Origin of the sequence: Actinotalea sp. Marseille-Q4924 (genome assembly GCF_916618755.1) — a bacterium.
In the GTDB taxonomy this organism is placed as follows: domain Bacteria; phylum Actinomycetota; class Actinomycetes; order Actinomycetales; family Cellulomonadaceae; genus Actinotalea.
In genome coordinates this window covers 105,996-123,865 of record NZ_CAKAKB010000004.1, presented here as the reverse complement: position 1 = coordinate 123,865, position 17,870 = coordinate 105,996, and the positions used below count along the sequence as shown (strand labels likewise).

Genomic DNA, 17,870 nt, shown 5'->3' with positions numbered 1-17,870 from the left:
GACCCGGGCGGGGACGACGGCGGGCCGGGTCGGCAGCCCGGTGGTGCTGCCGACCCGGCCCTGGTCGTGCGCCGAGGAGCTCAGGTGCTCAGCGCGAGTCGCTCCCTGCTGCGCTGACGGCGGCACGACCGGCCTCGAGCCGCGCGACGGGGATGCGGAACGGCGAGCAGCTCACGTAGTCCAGGCCCACCTCGTGGAAGAAGTGGATGGACTCCGGGTCGCCGCCGTGCTCCCCGCACACGCCGAGGACGATGTCGGGCCGCTCGGAGCGCCCCTCCTCCACGGCGATCCGGACGAGCCGGCCGACGCCACGGCGGTCGATCGTCTCGAACGGGGACACGGAGATGACGCCGCGCTCGGTGTACTCCGCGAAGAACGCGCCCTCGACGTCGTCGCGGGAGAAGCCCCAGGTCGTCTGGGTGAGGTCGTTCGTGCCGAAGGAGAAGAACTCCGCCGCCTGCGCCATCCGGTCGGCCGTGAGCGCCGCGCGCGGCAGCTCGATCATCGCGCCGATGGGGATGTGCAGCTGGACGCCCTGCTCCGCGGCGACGTCGGCGAGGATCCGCTCCGCCTCGTCACGGACCAGGTGCAGCTCCATGACCGACGCCGCGAGCGGCACCATGATCTCCGCGTGGGGCCGGCCGCCCTCCTTGAGCAGGGCCGCCGCCGCCTCCGCGACCGCACGGATCTGCAGGGCGAAGAGCCCGGGCACGACGATGCCGAGCCGGACGCCGCGCAGGCCGAGCATCGGGTTCGCCTCGTGCATCCGCCTGACGGCGGTGAGCAGCACACGGTCCCGCTCGACCTCCGGCCCCGTCGCGCCACGCTCGGCGTCGAGGGCCACCTTGACCGACAGCTCCGTGAGGTCCGGCAGGAACTCGTGCAGCGGGGGGTCGATGAGCCGGATCGTCGTCGGACGCCCGTCCATCTCGCGGAGGATCTCGACGAAGTCGGACCGCTGCAGCGGCAGGAGGGCGTCGAGGGCGGCGTGCCGCTCCGCGTCGTCCTGCGCCACGATGAGCCGCTCGATGAGCACGCGGCGGTCGCCGAGGAACATGTGCTCGGTGCGGCACAGGCCGATGCCCTGCGCGCCCCACAGCCGCGCGCGGTGGGCGTCGCCGGGGGTGTCCGCGTTGGCGTGCACCCGCAGACGGCGGACCGTGTCCGCGTGGGTGAGGATGCGGTCGACGGCCTTGACCAGCTCGCGCGTCTCGTCGTCGGCCGCCACGTCGAGGGCGACGTCCAGCCCGTCCTCGAGGTAGCGGACCACCGGCGACGGCACGACGGGCACGTCGCCGAGGAAGATCTCGCCGCTGGAGCCGTCGATGGCGATGACCTCGCCCTCCTTGACGACCCGCTTGCCGACCCGCATGACTCGCGCCAGGACGTCGACGTCCAGCTTCTCCGCACCGACGACGCACGTGGTCCCCATGCCGCGCGCCACGACGGCCGCGTGCGACGTCTTGCCGCCGCGGGAGGTGAGGACGCCGACGGCGGCGATCATGCCGCCCAGGTCGTCCGGGTTGGTCTCGCGCCGCACGAGGATGACGTCCTTGCCCTCGGCGGCCCACTGCTGCGCGGTCGCCGAGTCGAACACGGCCATGCCGACGGCGGCACCGGGCGATGCCGCCATGCCGGTCGCCAGGAGCGTGCGCCCGTCCGCGGCCGCGTCGAACTGCGGGAACATCAGCTTGCTCAGCTGCGCACCCGTGACCCGGTCGAGCGCCTCGTCCATGGTGATGAGGTGCTCGTCGACGAGCTGGGTCGCGATGCGGAACGCCGCGGCCGCGGTGCGCTTGCCGACGCGGGTCTGGAGCATCCACAGCTTGCCGCGCTCGATCGTGAACTCGATGTCGCACAGGTCGCGGTAGTGGGTCTCCAGGCGACGCATCGCCTGCCGGAGCTCGGCGTACGACGTCGGGTCCAGCTGCTCCAGGTCCGCCAGCGTGAGGGTGTTACGGATGCCCGCCACGACGTCCTCGCCCTGCGCGTTGGGCAGGTAGTCGCCGTACACGCCGGAGTGGCCGGTGGAGGGGTCGCGCGTGAAGCACACGCCCGTGCCGGAGGTGGTGCCGAGGTTGCCGAACACCATCGACACGACGTTGACGGCCGTGCCGAGGTCGTGGGGGATGCGCTCGCGGCGGCGGTACAGGCGCGCGCGGTCGGTGTTCCACGAGTTGAAGACGGCGGTGATCGCCAGGTCGAGCTGCTCGCGCGGGTGCTGGGGGAAGTCCCGGCCGGACTGCTCGCGGACGATGTCCTTGAAGGTGCCCGTGAGCTCCTGGAGGTCGGCGGCCGTGAGGTCCGTGTCGCCGCTGACGCCGCGAGCGGCCTTGAGGTCGTCCAGCGCACCGGAGAACAGGGCGCCGTCGATGTCCAGGACGGTCTTGCCGAACATCTGGATGAGCCGGCGGTAGGAGTCCCACGCGAAGCGCTCGTCGTCGGAGAACTTCGCCAGGCCCTGGACGCTCGCGTCGTTGAGGCCGATGTTCAGGACGGTCTCCATCATGCCGGGCATGGAGAACTTGGCGCCGGAGCGCACGGAGACGAGCAGGGGGTCGTAGGGGTCACCGAGGTTGCGCCCGATGGCGTCCTCGAGGCGGCGCACCGCCATGGTGACCTCGACCCGCAGCTCGGGCGGGAGCTGGCCGTCGGCCATGAAGGCGCGGCATGCCTCGGTCGTGATCGTGAATCCCGGGGGGACCGGAAGGCCCAGTCGGGTCATCTCGGCGAGGTTCGCACCCTTCCCGCCGAGAAGATCCTTGAGGTCCTTGTTCCCCTCGCTGAAGTCGTAGACGTACTTCGCCACCGGAGGTCCTCTTCTCGTGCCGGACGACGGCCTCGTTGCCGTCGTCAGGCCTCCAGCGTGCAACCCCCGTCCGCCCCGTTCCGGGGACCAAGGGCCCGATTTCTCACGGCCCCGGGCGGTTCAGCGCCGTGGCCGCCGCCGGGGTGGGCCTCTCCCGTCGGCACAGCCCTCCGACGGGGCGAGATCGACGGGACGGGGCTGTGCCGGCGGATCGTCCGGCCGGGACGTCGGTCCTGCGCCGGAGGTCCCAGGGAGCGCTTTCTGCCCGCGCCTAGCGTGGAAGTGCGCGACACACCGACGGGTCGATGGACCGGGACCAGGGCTGGCCCGCCGGACTTCTTCGAGAGGGACGTCATGGTCCACGTCTGGGTGGGTCAGCAGGTGGGGGCGCTCGCGGGATCCGGCGCACCCGCCGTCCGCGGGGTCGCCGCTGCGCAGGACGGGCAGGCCGGCGGCGGGCACGGCGGGGAGGTCAGCCTGGTCCTGCCGGACCTGTCCGGCGTGACCGTCCTGGGCGGCATGTCCGGCCGGACGCTGCTGCTCCTCGGCCTCGGCGTGTGCGGCCTCGGCCTCGTCTTCGGGCTGCTGGTGTACCTGCAGCTGCGGCGCCTGCCCGTGCACCGCTCGATGAGCGAGGTCGCCGACCTCATCTGGTCGACGTGCAAGGCGTACCTGACGCAGCAGGGCCGGTTCCTCCTCGTGCTGTGGGGCTTCATCGCGGCGGTCATCGTCACCTACTACGGGGTGCTCGTGGGCCTGCCCTGGGGGCGGGTCGCCGTCGTCATCGCCTTCAGCCTCGTCGGCATGGCGGGCTCGTACTCGGTGGCGTGGTTCGGGATCCGGGTCAACACCCTCGCCAACGCCCGGACGGCGTTCGCCTCCCTCGGCGGCAAGCCGCTGCCGGTGCACCAGATCCCGATGCGCTCGGGCATGTCGATCGGCATGGTCCTCATCAGCCTCGAGCTGCTGATCATGCTCATCATCCTGCTGTTCCTGCCGGCCGACCTCGCCGGCGCGTGCTTCATCGGCTTCGCGATCGGCGAGTCGCTCGGCGCGGCGGCCCTGCGCATCGCCGGCGGCATCTTCACGAAGATCGCGGACATCGGCTCCGACCTCATGAAGATCGCCTTCAAGATCAAGGAGGACGACGCCCGCAACCCCGGCGTCATCGCGGACTGCACCGGTGACAACGCCGGCGACTCCGTCGGCCCGAGCGCCGACGGTTTCGAGACCTACGGCGTCACGGGCGTCGCCCTCATCACCTTCGTGCTCCTGGGGGTGGGCGACCCGGCCGTCCAGGCCTCCCTGCTGGTGTGGATCTTCGTCGTGCGTGCCGTCATGGTCGTCGCGTCGGCCCTGTCCTACCTCGCCAACGACGCCTGGACCCGTGCGCGCTGGACCGGCGCGGACCGCATGAACTTCGAGACGCCGCTGACGTCGCTCGTGTGGCTCACCTCGATCGTGTCGATGGCCGCGACCTACCTGACGACGTGGGCGGTCCTGGCACCGAGCACCACCGACGGGCTGTGGTGGAAGCTCGCGACGATCATCAGCTGCGGCACCCTCGCCGGCGCCCTCATCCCCGAGCTCGTCAAGGTGTTCACGTCCACGCACAGCAAGCACGTGCGCGAGGTCGTCAAGAGCTCGCGCCAGGGCGGGGCGTCGCTGACCATCCTCTCGGGCCTGGTCGCGGGCAACTTCTCCGCGTTCTGGCTGGGCACCGCCATCGTCGGGCTCATGGGCGGGGCGTTCCTCATCAGCGGGCTGGGCCTCGAGGCCGTCATGGTCGCCCCGGCGATCTTCGCCTTCGGCCTTGTGGCGTTCGGCTTCCTCAGCATGGGCCCCGTCACCATCGCGGTGGACTCCTACGGGCCGGTCACGGACAACGCGCAGAGCGTCTACGAGCTGTCGACCATCGAGGAGATCCCCGGCATCGACGACGAGCTCCGGCGCGAGCACGGCGTCGACCCGCAGTGGACCCGGGCGAAGCTCATGCTCGAGGAGAACGACGGCGCCGGGAACACGTTCAAGGCGACCGCCAAGCCGGTGCTCATCGGCACCGCCGTCGTCGGGGCGACCACGATGATCTTCTCGATCGTCATGGCGCTCACGGACTCCCTGACGACCGGGCTGGAGAACCTCTCCCTCCTGCACGCCCCTCTCCTGCTCGGCCTCATCACCGGTGGCGCGGTGATCTTCTGGTTCACCGGCGCGTCCATCCAGGCAGTCACCACCGGCGCCTACCGGGCCGTCGAGTTCATCCGGACGACGATCCGCCTCGACGGCGTCACCCGCGCGAGCGAGGCCGACTCCCGCCGCGTCGTGGAGATCTGCACCCAGTACGCCCAGCAGGGCATGCTGACGATGTTCCTCGGCGTGTTCTTCCTGACCCTCTCCTTCGCGTTCGTCGAGCCGTTCTTCTTCATCGGCTACCTCATCTCGATCGCGATCTTCGGGCTGTACCAGGCGATCTTCATGGCGAACGCCGGCGGAGCGTGGGACAACGCGAAGAAGATCGTCGAGGTGGACCTGCACGCCAAGGGCACGGCCCTGCACGACGCGACGATCGTCGGTGACACCGTCGGCGACCCGTACAAGGACACGTCCTCGGTCGCGCTCAACCCGGTCATCAAGTTCACGACCCTCTTCGGGCTGCTCGCCGTCGAGCTGGCGGTGAGCCTCACCACGGAGGGCCGCCAGACGCTCGTGACGACGCTCGCGGCGGTGTTCTTCGCGGCGGCCCTGTTCTTCGTCCACCGGTCGTTCTACGGCATGCGGATCCGGACGTCGCTGGAGGACGAGCCGGAGCCCGCCACCGGGGGTCCCGCCCCGCAGGGCGCGTCCGGCCGGGGCGTGCCGTCCTCGTCCAGCACCTCGTCCACGACCACCTCGGCCCTGGCCGAGCAGGGAGCCGGTGAGCAGCGATGAAGCTCGCGATCAAGTACGACTCGGCCGTCGTCGACCCGGACGGGATGGTCGCCGGTCACGACGCCGGCGCGACCCTCGTCCGGCGCCTGCTGCGGGTGTTCCCCGGCGCGCAGATCGTCGGCAGCGGACCGCGTCGGTACCCGGACCTCGACGTCCTCCCCCTGGAGTTCGTCGACGCGGCGGACACCGTCGTGCTGGACATGGACGTCACCGACTCGCTGTGCGTGTGGCAGACGCTGCGGCGCAGCCACCCGGAGCCCCGGCTGATGAACTTCGTGTGGTTCAGCACCTCGCAGATGCGCCACCCGGTGGAGCGCTCCACGCTGGCGCTGTCCTGCGCGAGCTTCCCCACGTTCGCGAACTCGGAGCGGACCGCGAGCGAGATCCGCGAGATCGTCAGCTTCTGGACGGTGCCCCAGGTCGCCGAGAAGGCGCGCATCGCGTGGGTCAACCTCGGCATCCGGCTCGAGCACGTGCAGCCCCGGTCCGCGACCGACGAGCCCGTCGTGCTCTACCCCGCGATCTACCTGTCCGAGCGCAAGAACCCCCGGCTGTTCCTCGACGTCGTCGAGCGGGTCGCCCGGCGCACACCGATCCGGGTCGAGGCGCGCCTGCACGAGTCGCACCTCATCTCCGAGCAGGCGATGCGGCTCTCCCGGCAGCGCTGGGCGTGGGTGGGCCCGCTGACGGCGTCCCGTGAGGACTACTGGCACGCGCTCGCGCGCACGACGGCGTTCCTCGCGACCGCCGTCGAGGAGTCGTACGGCCTCGAGTACGTCGAGGCCCTCGTGGCAGGTGCGGTCGGCATCTTCCCCGACCGCCCGTGGGTGCACGCCCTGCTGCCGGCCGGCTACCCCTTCCTGTACCGGACGGCCGCCGAGGCGGAGGAGATGCTGCTGCGCGCGGTCACCGACCCCGCCACCTGTCTGGAGGAGGTCGACGCCGTGTGCGGCGGGGACTTCCAGGCCTGGCTGCGGGCCCGGCACGACGACGACCTGTTCGAGCGGGCCATCGCCGACCGCGTGCACGAGTGGTTCGGCGACGTCCCGGCGGTCGTCCCGGGGGCCTGACCGCGGTCAGCGGACGATCGGGTCGTCGTGCCCGTACGGCGTCACGCTCAGCCGGCGCGAGTCGGTGACGAGGATGTCGTACGCGTGCTGCTCGAGGCTGTGCGGGGTGTCGCTGCCGGCCCGCAGGAACCGGCCCGACAGCGGGTCGAGGTCGCCGTCGCCGACGGCCACGAGCAGCTCGACGCTCGCCTCGACCGGCGTCCAGTGCTCCCGGTCGTCGTGCAGCGGCATGGACGTGGTCATGTCCGTGCGCACGACGCCCGGGGCCAGGTCGAACGCGCGGATGCCCTGGTCGCGGTACTGCGTGTCGACCAGCGTGGTCAGCCGTGCCAGCGCACCCTTGCTGATGCCGTACCCGGTGTAGGACCTCGACAGCCCGTACGCCGCACCGGAGTTGATGTTGACGATGCGTCCGCCGCCCCGCTGCAGCATCCCGCCGAGCAGGGCCTGGGTGAGCAGCAGCGGCCCGCGGACGTTGGTCTCGACGACCCGCCACGTCTCCTCCACGTCGGTGTCGAGCAGCGGCGCCTCGACGCGTTCGATGACCCCGGCGTTGTTGACCAGGAGCCCGACGCCGCCGAGGTCCGCGAAGGCCTCCTCGACGCGCTCCACGGCCCCGGCCACTGATCCGGCGTCGGTGAGCTCGACCGGGACGACGACCGTCGGTGGCGCGTCGCGGCCCGCGTCCGCGGCCGCGGTGGCGATCGCCTCCGCGACGGCCTCCAGGTGCTCGGCCGTGCGACCCAGGAGTGCGACGGCGTAGCCGTGCTCGGCGAGACCGAGGGCGAGCCCGCGGCCGATGCCGCGGCCGGCGCCCGTGACGACGGCGGTTCGGGGGGCGGAGATCCGGGGTGCAGTCATGCCCCCATCGTGCCGGATCCGCGGCGGGCGGCGTGCTGCTCGATGGACGGTTCTGCGATCCGTCGCAGGACCCTGGTGCCGGCCGCGTCGCGGGAGGATGCTGGAGGTGTGAGGCGGTCGGTGCCCACGCCGGCGTGGCGGGTGCTGCTGCTCGGCCTCACGCTCGCGGTCGGGACGGCCGGCTGCGGCGTGGCCGAGGAGCCCACGGCCGCGCCCACCGGGGCACCGGCCGTCGTGACGGTCGAGCCGACCCCCGACGCGACGCGGACGCACCCGCCGGAGCCCAGCCCTGAGCCGAGCCCCGAGCCGAGCCCGGAGCCCAGCGCGCAGGCACCTCCGACGACCCCGCCGACCGCGCAGCCACCCGCACCCCCGACGGCCGCCCCGGCACCGCCTCCCGCGCCGCCGAAGCCGGCAGCGCCGCCCCGGCACCACCACCCCTCCGCACCCCCGGCGCCCCCGCCGTCGTCGTCGTGCGCCGCGCCGGCCGCGCTGCGCGGGGTGGACTGGGAGCGGATCCCGACGACCGCGAAGGTCGTGGCCCTGACGTTCGACGGCGGGTCGAGCGACGCCGGGGTCGCGAGCATCCTGGCGACCCTGCGCTCCGAGGGCGTGGTGGCGACCTTCTTCGTCACCGGCGACTTCGCGCGCCGGTACCCCGGCCAGGTCGCGGCCATGTCGTCCGCCGGGCACCGGATGGGCAACCACAGCGACGACCACGCCCACTACCCCCAGCTGACGAACGCGCAGATCGCGGCGGACCTGTCGGCCGCGGAGGGCGCCATCCGCGCCGCCGGGGCGGCGAAGGTGTGCCCGCTCTTCCGGTTCCCCTACGGCGACCGCACGTCGGCGGACATCGCCGCGGTCAACGACGCCGGCTACGTGCCGGTGCGGTGGACGGTGGACTCGCTCGGGTGGACCGGCACGTCGCGGATGACCGTCCAGGGCGTCGTCGACCGGGTCGTCGGTGCGGCGACACCGGGCGCGATCGTCCTCCTGCACGTCGGCGCCAACCCCGACGACGGCACGACCTTCGACGCGGACGCCCTGTCGGCGATCATCGCGGGCTACCGCAGCCGCGGGTACTCGTTCGTCACGCTGGACCGGCTCCTCGGCTGAGGCGCGGACCGGGACGAGCCGGCGGTGCTCAGCCGTCCAGCTCGACGGGGCGCGACATCGTCAGCAGCGCGAGCCCGTCGCGCAGCGGACGACCCAGCTCGTCGTCGGCCCCGAACGGCACGCTCTCCCCGGTGAGGACGAAGTCGCGCCGCTGGTACCAGGCGATGAGCTCGTGGCGCTCGTTGAGGACGCTGAGCCGCAGGTCAGGCACGTGCCACGCGCGCGCCCACAGCGTCGCGGCGTCGAGCACCCGGCGGCCGATCCCCCGGCCCTGGTGCCCCGGGCGGACGGCGAACATGCCGAAGTAGGCGTGCTCGTCGTGCTTGGTGAGGTGGCAGCAGGCGAGCAGGCCCTCGTCGTCCTCCGCGAGCAGCACGACGCTGTCGGGCGCCTCGACGAGCGCCCGCACGGCCTCGGCGTCCGTCCGGGTCCCCGCGACCAGTCCGACCTCGGTCGTCCAGCCCTCCTGGCTCTCCTCGCCCCGGTACGCGGCATGGACCAGGGCCGCGACCTGATCCGCGTCGTCGGTGGTCGCGGCACGGATCGGCTGGCCGTCCGGCTGGACGACGACGTCCTCCGGCGGCCCGGGCAGCGTCTCGAGGACGTCGCTCACAGTCCGTCCGCGACGGCGGCGGCGACGTGCAGCCAGGCCTCCCGGGTCTGTCGGGACAGGGCGTCGACGTCGAGCGGTCCGCCGGCCACGAGCGCCGGGTCGTACGGCACGTCGAGGACGACCCGGGTGAGCCGGCCGAAGTGGTCGTGCAGGCGCTCGTGCAGCGCACTGTCGCGCCGGGTGGCGGGGTCCGACAGCACCGTGACCGCACGCCGGACGACGTCCTCCTTGCCCGCGGCCCGCAGGGCGTCCAGCGCCCACGCGGCGGACTGCGAGGTGTCCTCCCGGACCGTCGACACGACGACGACCTGGTCGGCCGCGTCGATCGCCGCCTGCCAGTTCGAGGCGCGCATGTTGTTCCCGGTGTCCACGACCATCACGCGGTAGAACCGCTGGAGCGTCCGGTGCAGCGAGCGGAACGCGAACGCGTCGATCGAGGCGGCGGAGGCGGCGTCCTCGTCCGAGGCGAGGACGTCGAACTGCGCCGACTGCCCGCGGACGTAGGTGTCCAGGTCGCCGACCCGCGCGGACGTCGGGTCCTCGAACCGGTGCAGGTCGTCGAGCAGGTCCACGGCGGTGCGCTGGTGGGCGCCGTGCTCCGAGCGCCAGCCGAGCGTGCCGCGGGTCTCGTTGTTGTCCCACGCGAGCGTCGAGCCCCCGCGGTGGCTCCCGAACGTCGCCGCGAGCAGCAGCGTCGCGGTGGTCTTGTGCGCGCCGCCCTTGGGGTTGATGACGACGATCGTCTTGGCTCCGTCGAGCGGACGCTGCACGGCGGCGACGGACTCCCGGACCCGCAGCTCCTCGGGGCCGGGCGCCAGGGCGACGAGCCCTCCCGTCGCGCGGCGCACGACCGCACGCCACCCGAGCTCCGCCGGCCCCTCGGCCGGTCGCGGGCGGGAGGCGAGGAGGTCGTCGAGCGTCGGCAGGCCGTCACCGGGCCCGTAGCCCTCCGCCGCGCGAACGCGCAGGACCGGCACCTCGTGGCCGGGCAGGGCGACGCCTCCGGGGAGGGCCCCCGGAACGCCGGACGCCGGCCCGGCCGGTCCGGTCCGGCCGGTCGGTGCTGCCGGTCCGGCCGCCTGCGTCGCCGGCTGCGGGACCGCCGTCGGGATCTCCGTGCCCGCGCCGCCCGGTGCGGCACCGGGTGGGCGCCCCGTCGCGTCCGCGGTCCGCTCGCCCGCGTCCGGACCCTGGACCGCCCGTGTCGGACCGGAGGACACCGCCGGGACGTGCGCCGGCGGCGGGCCGGCCGGCCGGACCGGCGGGACGGGGCCCGTGATCTCGACGTCGTCGGGTGGAGGCGCGACGCGCGGAGCGGCACGACGCGTGAGCGGCGCGCGCACCACCTGGCTCGGCGGCAGCGGCCCGTCCCACCGCACGTCGTCGACGTCCGGCTCCTCGGGGATGGCCGTCGGGAGGGTCCGCGAGAGCAACGGGTCCGCCGGTCGCGCAGCATCGGAGGGCGCCTCGTCGGAGGGCGCCGCATCGGAGGGTGCCTCGGTCACAGCCTCGTCGCTGACGGCGTCGTCGGAGACGGCGTCAGGCACGGCGCCCTCTGGCACAGCGGCGTCCGGCGCCGTGGACTCGTGGGCGGCACGGCCCTGGGCGCCGGTGTCCCGTGCCGGCTCGTCCGCCGCCGGCGGGTCGATCGAGGTGGTCCCGGGCGCCGCCGCGGCGTCCTCCTCCGAGGTGCGCGGGGCGGGAACGGCCGGATCGGCGACCGGCGGAGCCGTCGCCGGCGGCGCGGGCGGCACCGGCGGCACGGGCGCCATGGGAGCGGTGGTCGACGGCGGGGGCGCGTCGCGGATGGCCTCGCGGACGCGCCGACGCGTCGCCGGGGGTCGAGCCACCGTCCCCTCGGGTTGCCGGCCCTGCGCCGCACCGCCCGGATCGCGGGTCGGCTCCGGGGCGTCCTCGGCGCGCACGGGTGTCCAGCTCGGGGAGGCCGTCGGGAGCGGGCCGGTGCCGCCCGCCGCGCCCCCCTCGAGCCCGGCACGGGCCAGCTGCCCGATCGCGCGCCCGGAGGGCACCACGGGTGCGGCGGGCCCCGCCGGCGCGGCCGCTGCGGCCCTCCGGCCCGGACGGACGGGGCCCTCGTCCCGCCGCTCGACGGCCGGTGCCTGCGGTGCACCCGGTGCCCGCGGCGCCTCCCGGCCCTGCGGTGCACCCGGACCCCGGCCTGAGTCCGTGGGCTGCGGCGCGTCCGGGGTCTGCGCTGCCTCCGGGGGCTGCGAGGCGTCCGGGGTCTGCGCTGCCTCCGGGGGCTGCGGGGCAGCCGCGCCCTGCGAGGCGCCCGCGCCCTGCGAGGCAGCCGGTCCCCGCGCTGCGTCCGGGGTCTGCACGGCAGCCGACTGCGCGGCCTCCGCCGCCTGCGCGGCGAGGCGGAGCTCCCGTCGCGTGGGTCGCCGCGGCGGCGGGGTCGTCACGTCCGGGGCGCTGGTCGCCCCGGGGCGCTCCTCGCGGTTGTCGTCCACCCACACGCTCCCGTCGTCAGCGCGCGCCCGGCTCGATCAGGGCCACGGCACGACGGCGCGCACCGTGGCGGGAGGTGGACGCGCGCGGCACCGAACCTACGCCGAGTGACGCCGCCGTGCACAACTGGTGGACCCGTCCCTCGTCCGACGGCACCGCTCAGGCACCGGCTCCCAGGACCGGCCGCCGGACGCCTCGCTGCCGGCGCAGCCGGGCCACGACGGCCCGCCGCTGCAGCAGCGCCATCCGGCGCAGGTCCCGGTCGAGGCCGTCCCACCCGCTCGCACGCGCGCGGGTGGGACGGGCGCTGCCGGCGCCCGTCCCACCCGCCACGTCCGTCTCCCGCACCGCGGTCACCGTCCGGCCGCCAGGTCGAGGTGCTCCTCGGCGACGGCCAGGACCGACCACACGGACCCGTCCGCCCCGGTCAGCTCGTACGTCGGCAGCAGGAGGGCGGCGCCGTCGGGCTGGGTCTGCAGCGCCACACCGAGGCGGGCATCGGTGATGGTGACCTCGGCGACCGGCCACGGCACCGGGCTGCCCGGCGACGGTGGCTGCGGCAGCTCACCGGGGCCGGTCGGCGGGACCGCGGCGTCCATCTCGCCCGCCAGGGCGCCCTCGCGGTACGCGACCGGACCGCCCCCGGCGCCGAACCGCGGATCACCCAGCCGCTCGACCGCCTCCTGCGGGCTCACCACCGCGTACTCGCCGAGGTCGACGAGGTCCGCGAGCGCGCCGTTGAGGGACTGCAGGCCCGCCCCGGTGAAGGACGCCCCCCACGCCAGGCCCGTCCGCTGACCGCCGACCACCTGGTACGCGGTGACGTACGACCAGCGCTCGTCGTCGGCCCTCTCGGCGACGAGCTCGTAGCCGCCCGCGTCCTCACCGAGCGCCTCGAGGACGCCGCGGAGCTCGGCCTCTGCCGCCTCCCCCTGCGGGGCGGCTCCCAGGTCGCGCTCCTCGCACGGCTCTGGCACCGGGGCGTCCGCGCCCCCCTCGGTGCCCTCGCTGCTGCCGGTCGTGCCCCCGCCGGCGTCCGGCGCGGCGCAGAGCCACGGGTCCTTGGCCGGGTCGTAGTAGCTGAGGGACACCGTCCCGTCGGCGAAGAGCTGGAGGCTCGGGCCGGTCCCGTCAGCGGGGCCCACCGTCCAGAACATGTCCTCCTGCCGGGGCTCGCCGGGCACCCCGAGGGCGGCGGCCGCTGCCGCGGCGGTCTCGGCGCTGAACGCCCCTGCCGGGTCGAACGCCCAGGCCTGCGCCGTCCCGCCCTCCCCGGACAGGCCCGACGCCGTGAAGACCGTGCGCCCGAAGAAGCCGGGCCAGGACATGGCAGCGTCGCCCGCGGCCCCGCCGCGGGCCGCCTCCGTCGTCGCCATGTCACCGCCGGGCCCTCCCATGCCCGGCAGACCCGCGCCGCCGGGGTCGGCCACCGCGATGGCCGGCTCGCTGGGCGCGTCGCCGTCCCCACCGGCCGCACCGATGGCGTAGCCACCCCCGCCACCGACCACGAGGGCACCGGCCGCGACGGCCGCCACCCGCAGCGGCCAGCGACGACGGCGTCGCTCCGCCAGCTCGTCCGTGCTCGCGGCGGGGTCGGCCGGCGCCAGGCGGGCACCGACCGCCTCCCGCAGGGCGGCGACGTCCGGCAGGGCCGACGCGGCGGGGTCGGCGGCGCGCAGCCGCGCCAGCGCGGGGTCGTCGGTGTCGGTCACCCCGTGGCTCGAGGCACCTGCCTCCTCGTGCAGCGCGTCGGCGGCGACGGGCGCGGCCGGGTCCTCGGGACCGCGGCTGCTGCTCTCGTTCACGGTGACCTCCTGCGGGTCGCGGCCGGGCGGACCGGGCGTCGTGGCGTCGTTCATCTCTTCTGTGTCGCCGAGGCGCTCGTGCTTGCACCGCCGCCTCGGGCGGCGCCGGGTGCCGGCGTGCCGTGCCCGCCCTCCGAGGCGGTGCCGTCGGTGGCGGACCACGCCTCCCGCAGACGTGCGCGCGCCCGTGACAGCGCAGCGTCCGCGCCCCCGCGTCCGATCCCGAGCACGTCGGCCAGCTCGGCGCCGCCGAGACCGTCCCAGGCGTGCAGGAGCAGCACCCGACGGTCGCGGGGGGACAGGGCGGCCAGCGCCAGGCGGACCTGCTCGTCCGCGAGCACGAGGTGCGCGGGGTCGGCGTCGTCGGCCTCGTCGGGGAGCACCGCGACCGGGACGGGCCGCGCCTTGCGCCGGTGGTTCGCCAGGACGAAGCCGGCCGTCCGGTACAGCCACGGCAGCTCGGCGCCGGCAGGGACGTCGTCGCGCCGGCGCCACGCCGTGGCCAGGACCTCGGCGGTGAGGTCCTGGACGTCGTCGGCCGGTGCCCGGCGCGCGAAGTACCGGTGCAGCGCCGTCGCGTGGCTGCGGAAGAGGTCCTCGAACCACGCGTCCCACGCGGGTGGCGGCGCGGCCGTCTGAGCGTCGGGCACGGTGGACTCCCGTCGTCCGGGGTGGCCCCGGGCACGGGGTCGCCTACCGGAACTGTGTCGTGAGACACCCCGTGCTTGCAGGCGACGCGCGGGCGGTGCCGCGCCGCAGACGCACGGGAGCCCCCGTCCTCACGGACGGGGGCTCCCGGTCACCGGTGCGGCCGGTCGGCCGGAGGGCACGCTGTGCGCTCCGGGGCGACGGCCCGGGTCGGTGTCAGATCAGAGCGGGACGACGTTCGCGGCCTGCGGGCCCTTGGGGCCCTGGTTGACCTCGAACTCGACGCGCTGGTTCTCCTCGAGCGAGCGGTAGCCGCTCGAGTTGATCGCCGAGTAGTGGGCGAAGACGTCGGCGGAGCCGTCGTCGGGGGCGATGAAGCCGAAGCCCTTCTCGGCGTTGAACCACTTCACGGTGCCAGTAGCCATGATGTTCTCCTTCAGGAGTACGTGCCGGACCCGACTTTCGGGTCCCGTCATCGCGGTGTTCGTGCGTCCGCTCTCCCAGAAAGAGAAAAACGCCTCGGCAGCAAGGGCCTCGGCGTGTCAAGACGTCAAGCACTGCAACTTCGCACGTGACTCTAGCCCACGCGGGACCGTGGCACCAGCCCTGGGATGCGCGGGGTGGTGCGTGGACCGCCCACGGGCCGGCCGCCGCACGGTTACGCTCCCGACGTGAAGCCGTTCCTGCTGCTCGCCACCCGCGCGGAGGACGACGCCGCCGACGGCGAGTACGCCGCCTTCCGGCGCTTCGGCCGGCTCACCGAGGACCAGCTGCACCGCGTCCGGCTGGAGGCCGGGCCGCTGCCGCCGATCGACCTGGACGCCTACTCGGGCGTCGTCGTCGGGGGCAGCCCGTTCTGCACGAGCGACCCGCCGGACGAGAAGTCACCCGTGCAGCGACGCGTCGAGGCCGAGCTCGCCGGGCTGCTCGACGAGGTGGTCGCCCGGGACATGCCCTTCCTCGGCGCCTGCTACGGCATCGGCACTTTGGGCGTGCACCAGGGCGGGGTGGTGGACAGGACCTACGGGGAGCCGGTGGGCGCCGTGGAGGTGCGCCTCACCGACGACGGCGCGGCGGACCCGGTCCTCGGCGCCCTGCCCGCCCGGTTCCAGGCGTTCGTGGGGCACAAGGAGGCGCTGCGGGTGCCGCCGCCGGGTGCCGTCGTGCTCGCCACCTCCAGCGCGTGCCCCGTGCAGGCGTTCCGCCTGCGGGACAACCTCTACGCGACCCAGTTCCACCCGGAGCTGGACGTTCCGGGCATCGTCGCCCGCGTCCAGGTCTACCGGGACGCCGGCTACTTCCCGGCCGACGAGCTCGCCCGCGTCGTCGCCGAGATCAGCACCGCCGTCGTCGAGCACCCGCCGCTGGCGGTGGCGGCCTTCGTGCGCCGGTACGCGCGGGATTGAGCTGCGCTGGACCGAGCGCCGCTCAGCGCCCGTCCGCGCCCAGGGCCTCGCGCACCAGCCGCACGGCGACGTCCGGGTCGACCTCCAGCTCGCGGACCCGTCGCGCGAACGCCGTCGCGGCGACCCGCACCTCCCGCTCCCGGTCCTCACCACGGACGGCCACGAAGGTGCCGCTGCGCCCGCGCGTCACGACGACGCCGCCCTGCTCGAGCTCCCGGTACGCCCGGGCGACGGTGTTGACGGCCAGCCCCAGGTCCTCGGCGAGGCGGCGCACCGTGGGCAGCCGGGCCCCCGGCGTCAGGACCCCCTCGGTGGCCTGGCGCTCGACCTCGCGCCGCACCTGCTCATAGGGCGGCACCGCGGAGGAGGGGTCGATGTGGAGCCGCAGCCCCGCGGGGGGCGTCGGCCCTGTCGGCCCTGCCTGAGCTGTCGGCACTGTCGGCTCCTTCGCGGCGGTGTGCGTCCCAGGGACGCTATCCGCCCCCGGTGCGGTTGTCGGTGAGGGACGCCACAGAGAACTCCCTTGAGCAGGGACGCCTCCCGGGCGCACCCTGAGCCGAACCAGGAGGAGACATGACCGCGGGCCCCACCACGACGCCGCCGTCCGTCCCGGAGCCCGCCACGCAGGACCGCCCCGGCACGTCGACGCGCACGACCACGAGCAGGAGCACGAGCCGCAGCCCCCTCCTGAGCGGCCCGTACCGCGCGGTCACGCTCGGCATGGTCGCGCTCATCACCCTGTCGGCCTTCGAGGCGCTCGCCGTGACGACGGCGATGCCCATCGTCGCGGCCGAGCTCGGGGGCCTGTCGCTGTACGCCATGGCGTTCGCCGGGCCGGTCGCCACGGGCGTCGTCGGCATGGTGGGGGGCGGGCTCTGGACCGACCGGGCCGGACCCGCCCGACCTCTGCTCGCCGGGGTCGCGGTGTTCGCCGTGGGTCTCGTCGTCGCGGGCACGGCGGCGACCATGGCGACCGTCGTCGCCGGCCGCGTCCTGCAGGGGCTGGGCTCCGGCATGCTCATCGTGGCGATCTACGTCGTGGTGGCGCGCGTGTTCCCGGACGACCTGCGTCCCCGCGTCTTCGCCGCCTTCGCCGCCGCGTGGGTGCTCCCGTCCGTCGTCGGTCCCGCGATCGCGGGGCTGGTCGCGGAGCAGCTGGGCTGGCGATGGGTCTTCCTCGCGGTCCCCGTGCTCGCGGTCCCCGCGGTGCTCGCCGTGCAGCCGACCCTGCGCTCGCTCGACGGCGTCGCCCACTCCGCTGCGGACGCCGGCGCCGGCGCCGGCGGGACGACACCCCGTCGTCGCCTCCTCCTGGCGGTCGTCGCCGGGACGGGCGCGCTGCTCCTGCACTGGGCGGGCCAGCAGGACGGCGCGGTCGCGGTGACCGGCCTCGTCGTCGGCGCGGTGGCCGTCGCCGCCACCCTGCCCGGGCTGGTCCCCGCGGGCACGTTGCGCGCCGTGCGGGGCCTGCCCACGGTGATCCTCGTGCGCGGCCTGCTCGGCGCGGCGTTCTTCGCCGCGGAGGTCTACCTGCCGCTGCTGCTCACGTCGGAGCGCGGCCTTCGGCCGGCGCAGGCCGGTCTCGCGCTGACCGGCGCCGCGCTCGCCTGGTCCGCGGGGTCCTGGCTGCGCGGCCGCAAGGACGGCTGGGACCCCGGCCACGTGGTGCGCGCCGGGGCGGCCACGATCATCGTGGGGACGGCCGTCGCGGGTGCCGCGGTCCTCCCGGCGGTGCCGGTCGCCGCGAGCCTGGCCGGGTGGGCCCTCGCGGGCCTCGGCATGGGGCTGACGTACCCGACGCTGTCGGTCCTGACGCTGCGTCTGTCCCCGCCGGCCGAGCAGGGCGCGAACTCCTCGGCGCTTCAGGTCATGGAGTCGCTGACGATCGCCGTCGTCCTCGCCCTGAGCGGTCCGCTGTTCGTCGCGCTCCTGGCGCGCGACACGACGACGGCGTTCGTCACGGCCTTCGCCGTGGCCGGGTCGTTCGCCGTGGCGGGGCTCCTCGTCGGCGGCCGCGTGCGCACCGCCTGAGGGTTCTGCCGTCACCGCCACCCGTCCGGAGCAACGAACATCACGATTCGGATTCATCGCGCCCGACACGCCCTGTGAGCGTTCACACAGCGCGCCGGGTGACCGATG

14 protein-coding genes are annotated in these 17,870 nt (G+C 74.7%); 5 read left to right on the top strand and 9 right to left on the bottom strand.

Features of this window, described 5'->3' with window-relative positions; all coding sequences use genetic code 11:
• Positions 1-88: 88 nt before the first annotated feature.
• Positions 89-2,809 carry a pyruvate, phosphate dikinase gene (gene ppdK, locus LG379_RS13340; RefSeq protein WP_225755084.1) on the bottom strand — a complete coding sequence of 907 codons (2,721 nt, stop codon included), beginning with the start codon at positions 2,807-2,809 and terminating at the stop codon, positions 89-91.
• A gap of 354 nt (positions 2,810-3,163) precedes the next feature.
• Between ppdK and LG379_RS13335 the strand changes: the two genes are divergently transcribed.
• Both LG379_RS13335 and LG379_RS13330 read left to right on the top strand, forming a co-directional pair.
• Positions 3,164-5,737 carry a sodium-translocating pyrophosphatase gene (locus LG379_RS13335; RefSeq protein ID WP_225755083.1) on the top strand — a complete coding sequence of 858 codons (2,574 nt, stop codon included), beginning with the start codon at positions 3,164-3,166 and terminating at the stop codon, positions 5,735-5,737.
• Complete coding sequence (locus tag LG379_RS13330; RefSeq protein WP_225755082.1) at positions 5,734-6,807, top strand: glycosyltransferase family 1 protein; 1,074 nt, start codon at positions 5,734-5,736, stop codon at positions 6,805-6,807. The genes LG379_RS13335 and LG379_RS13330 overlap by 4 nt, the downstream gene beginning before the upstream one ends.
• Positions 6,808-6,813: 6 nt before the next feature.
• On the opposite strand, the gene LG379_RS13325 is transcribed toward LG379_RS13330, so the two are convergent.
• Entirely contained in the window at positions 6,814-7,668 is an 855-nt protein-coding gene (locus tag LG379_RS13325; protein ID WP_225755081.1) for an SDR family NAD(P)-dependent oxidoreductase, read from the bottom strand.
• Positions 7,669-7,788: 120 nt separating this feature from the next.
• Here LG379_RS13325 and LG379_RS13320 point away from each other — a divergent pair, with 120 nt between their 5' ends.
• Positions 7,789-8,787, top strand: a complete 999-nt coding sequence (locus LG379_RS13320; RefSeq protein WP_225755080.1) for a polysaccharide deacetylase family protein — start codon at positions 7,789-7,791, stop codon at positions 8,785-8,787.
• A 28-nt stretch (positions 8,788-8,815) separates the two neighbouring features.
• Here the strand turns inward: LG379_RS13320 and LG379_RS13315 are convergent, their stop codons facing one another.
• The 6 genes from LG379_RS13315 to LG379_RS13290 form a co-directional block, all read right to left on the bottom strand.
• Positions 8,816-9,400 carry a GNAT family N-acetyltransferase gene (locus tag LG379_RS13315; RefSeq protein ID WP_225755079.1) on the bottom strand — a complete coding sequence of 195 codons (585 nt, stop codon included), beginning with the start codon at positions 9,398-9,400 and terminating at the stop codon, positions 8,816-8,818.
• Positions 9,397-11,874, bottom strand: coding sequence for a hypothetical protein (locus tag LG379_RS13310; protein WP_225755078.1), 2,478 nt, complete (start codon positions 11,872-11,874; stop codon positions 9,397-9,399). The genes LG379_RS13315 and LG379_RS13310 overlap by 4 nt, the downstream gene beginning before the upstream one ends.
• A gap of 157 nt (positions 11,875-12,031) precedes the next feature.
• A complete protein-coding gene (locus LG379_RS13305) occupies positions 12,032-12,220 on the bottom strand; it encodes a hypothetical protein (RefSeq protein ID WP_225755077.1) in 189 nt (62 codons plus the stop codon).
• Positions 12,221-12,225: 5 nt separating this feature from the next.
• On the bottom strand, positions 12,226-13,731 hold the full coding sequence (locus tag LG379_RS13300) for a hypothetical protein (protein ID WP_225755076.1): 1,506 nt from the start codon (positions 13,729-13,731) through the stop codon (positions 12,226-12,228).
• Positions 13,728-14,327 (bottom strand): RNA polymerase sigma factor, encoded by a 600-nt coding sequence (locus tag LG379_RS13295; protein WP_225755075.1) that lies wholly within the window; start codon positions 14,325-14,327, stop codon positions 13,728-13,730. The genes LG379_RS13300 and LG379_RS13295 overlap by 4 nt, the downstream gene beginning before the upstream one ends.
• A 219-nt stretch (positions 14,328-14,546) precedes the next feature.
• Complete coding sequence (locus LG379_RS13290; RefSeq protein WP_034228060.1) at positions 14,547-14,750, bottom strand: cold-shock protein; 204 nt, start codon at positions 14,748-14,750, stop codon at positions 14,547-14,549.
• 246 nt (positions 14,751-14,996) lie between these two features.
• On the opposite strand from LG379_RS13290, the gene LG379_RS13285 reads away from it, so the two are divergent.
• On the top strand, positions 14,997-15,731 hold the full coding sequence (locus LG379_RS13285; protein ID WP_225755074.1) for a glutamine amidotransferase: 735 nt from the start codon (positions 14,997-14,999) through the stop codon (positions 15,729-15,731).
• Between the two features lie 22 nt (positions 15,732-15,753).
• Here the strand turns inward: LG379_RS13285 and LG379_RS13280 are convergent, their stop codons facing one another.
• Entirely contained in the window at positions 15,754-16,167 is a 414-nt protein-coding gene (locus LG379_RS13280) for a GntR family transcriptional regulator (protein ID WP_225755073.1), read from the bottom strand.
• A gap of 137 nt (positions 16,168-16,304) precedes the next feature.
• On the opposite strand from LG379_RS13280, the gene LG379_RS13275 reads away from it, so the two are divergent.
• Positions 16,305-17,762 (top strand): MFS transporter, encoded by a 1,458-nt coding sequence (locus LG379_RS13275; protein WP_225755072.1) that lies wholly within the window; start codon positions 16,305-16,307, stop codon positions 17,760-17,762.
• Positions 17,763-17,870: the final 108 nt, after the last annotated feature.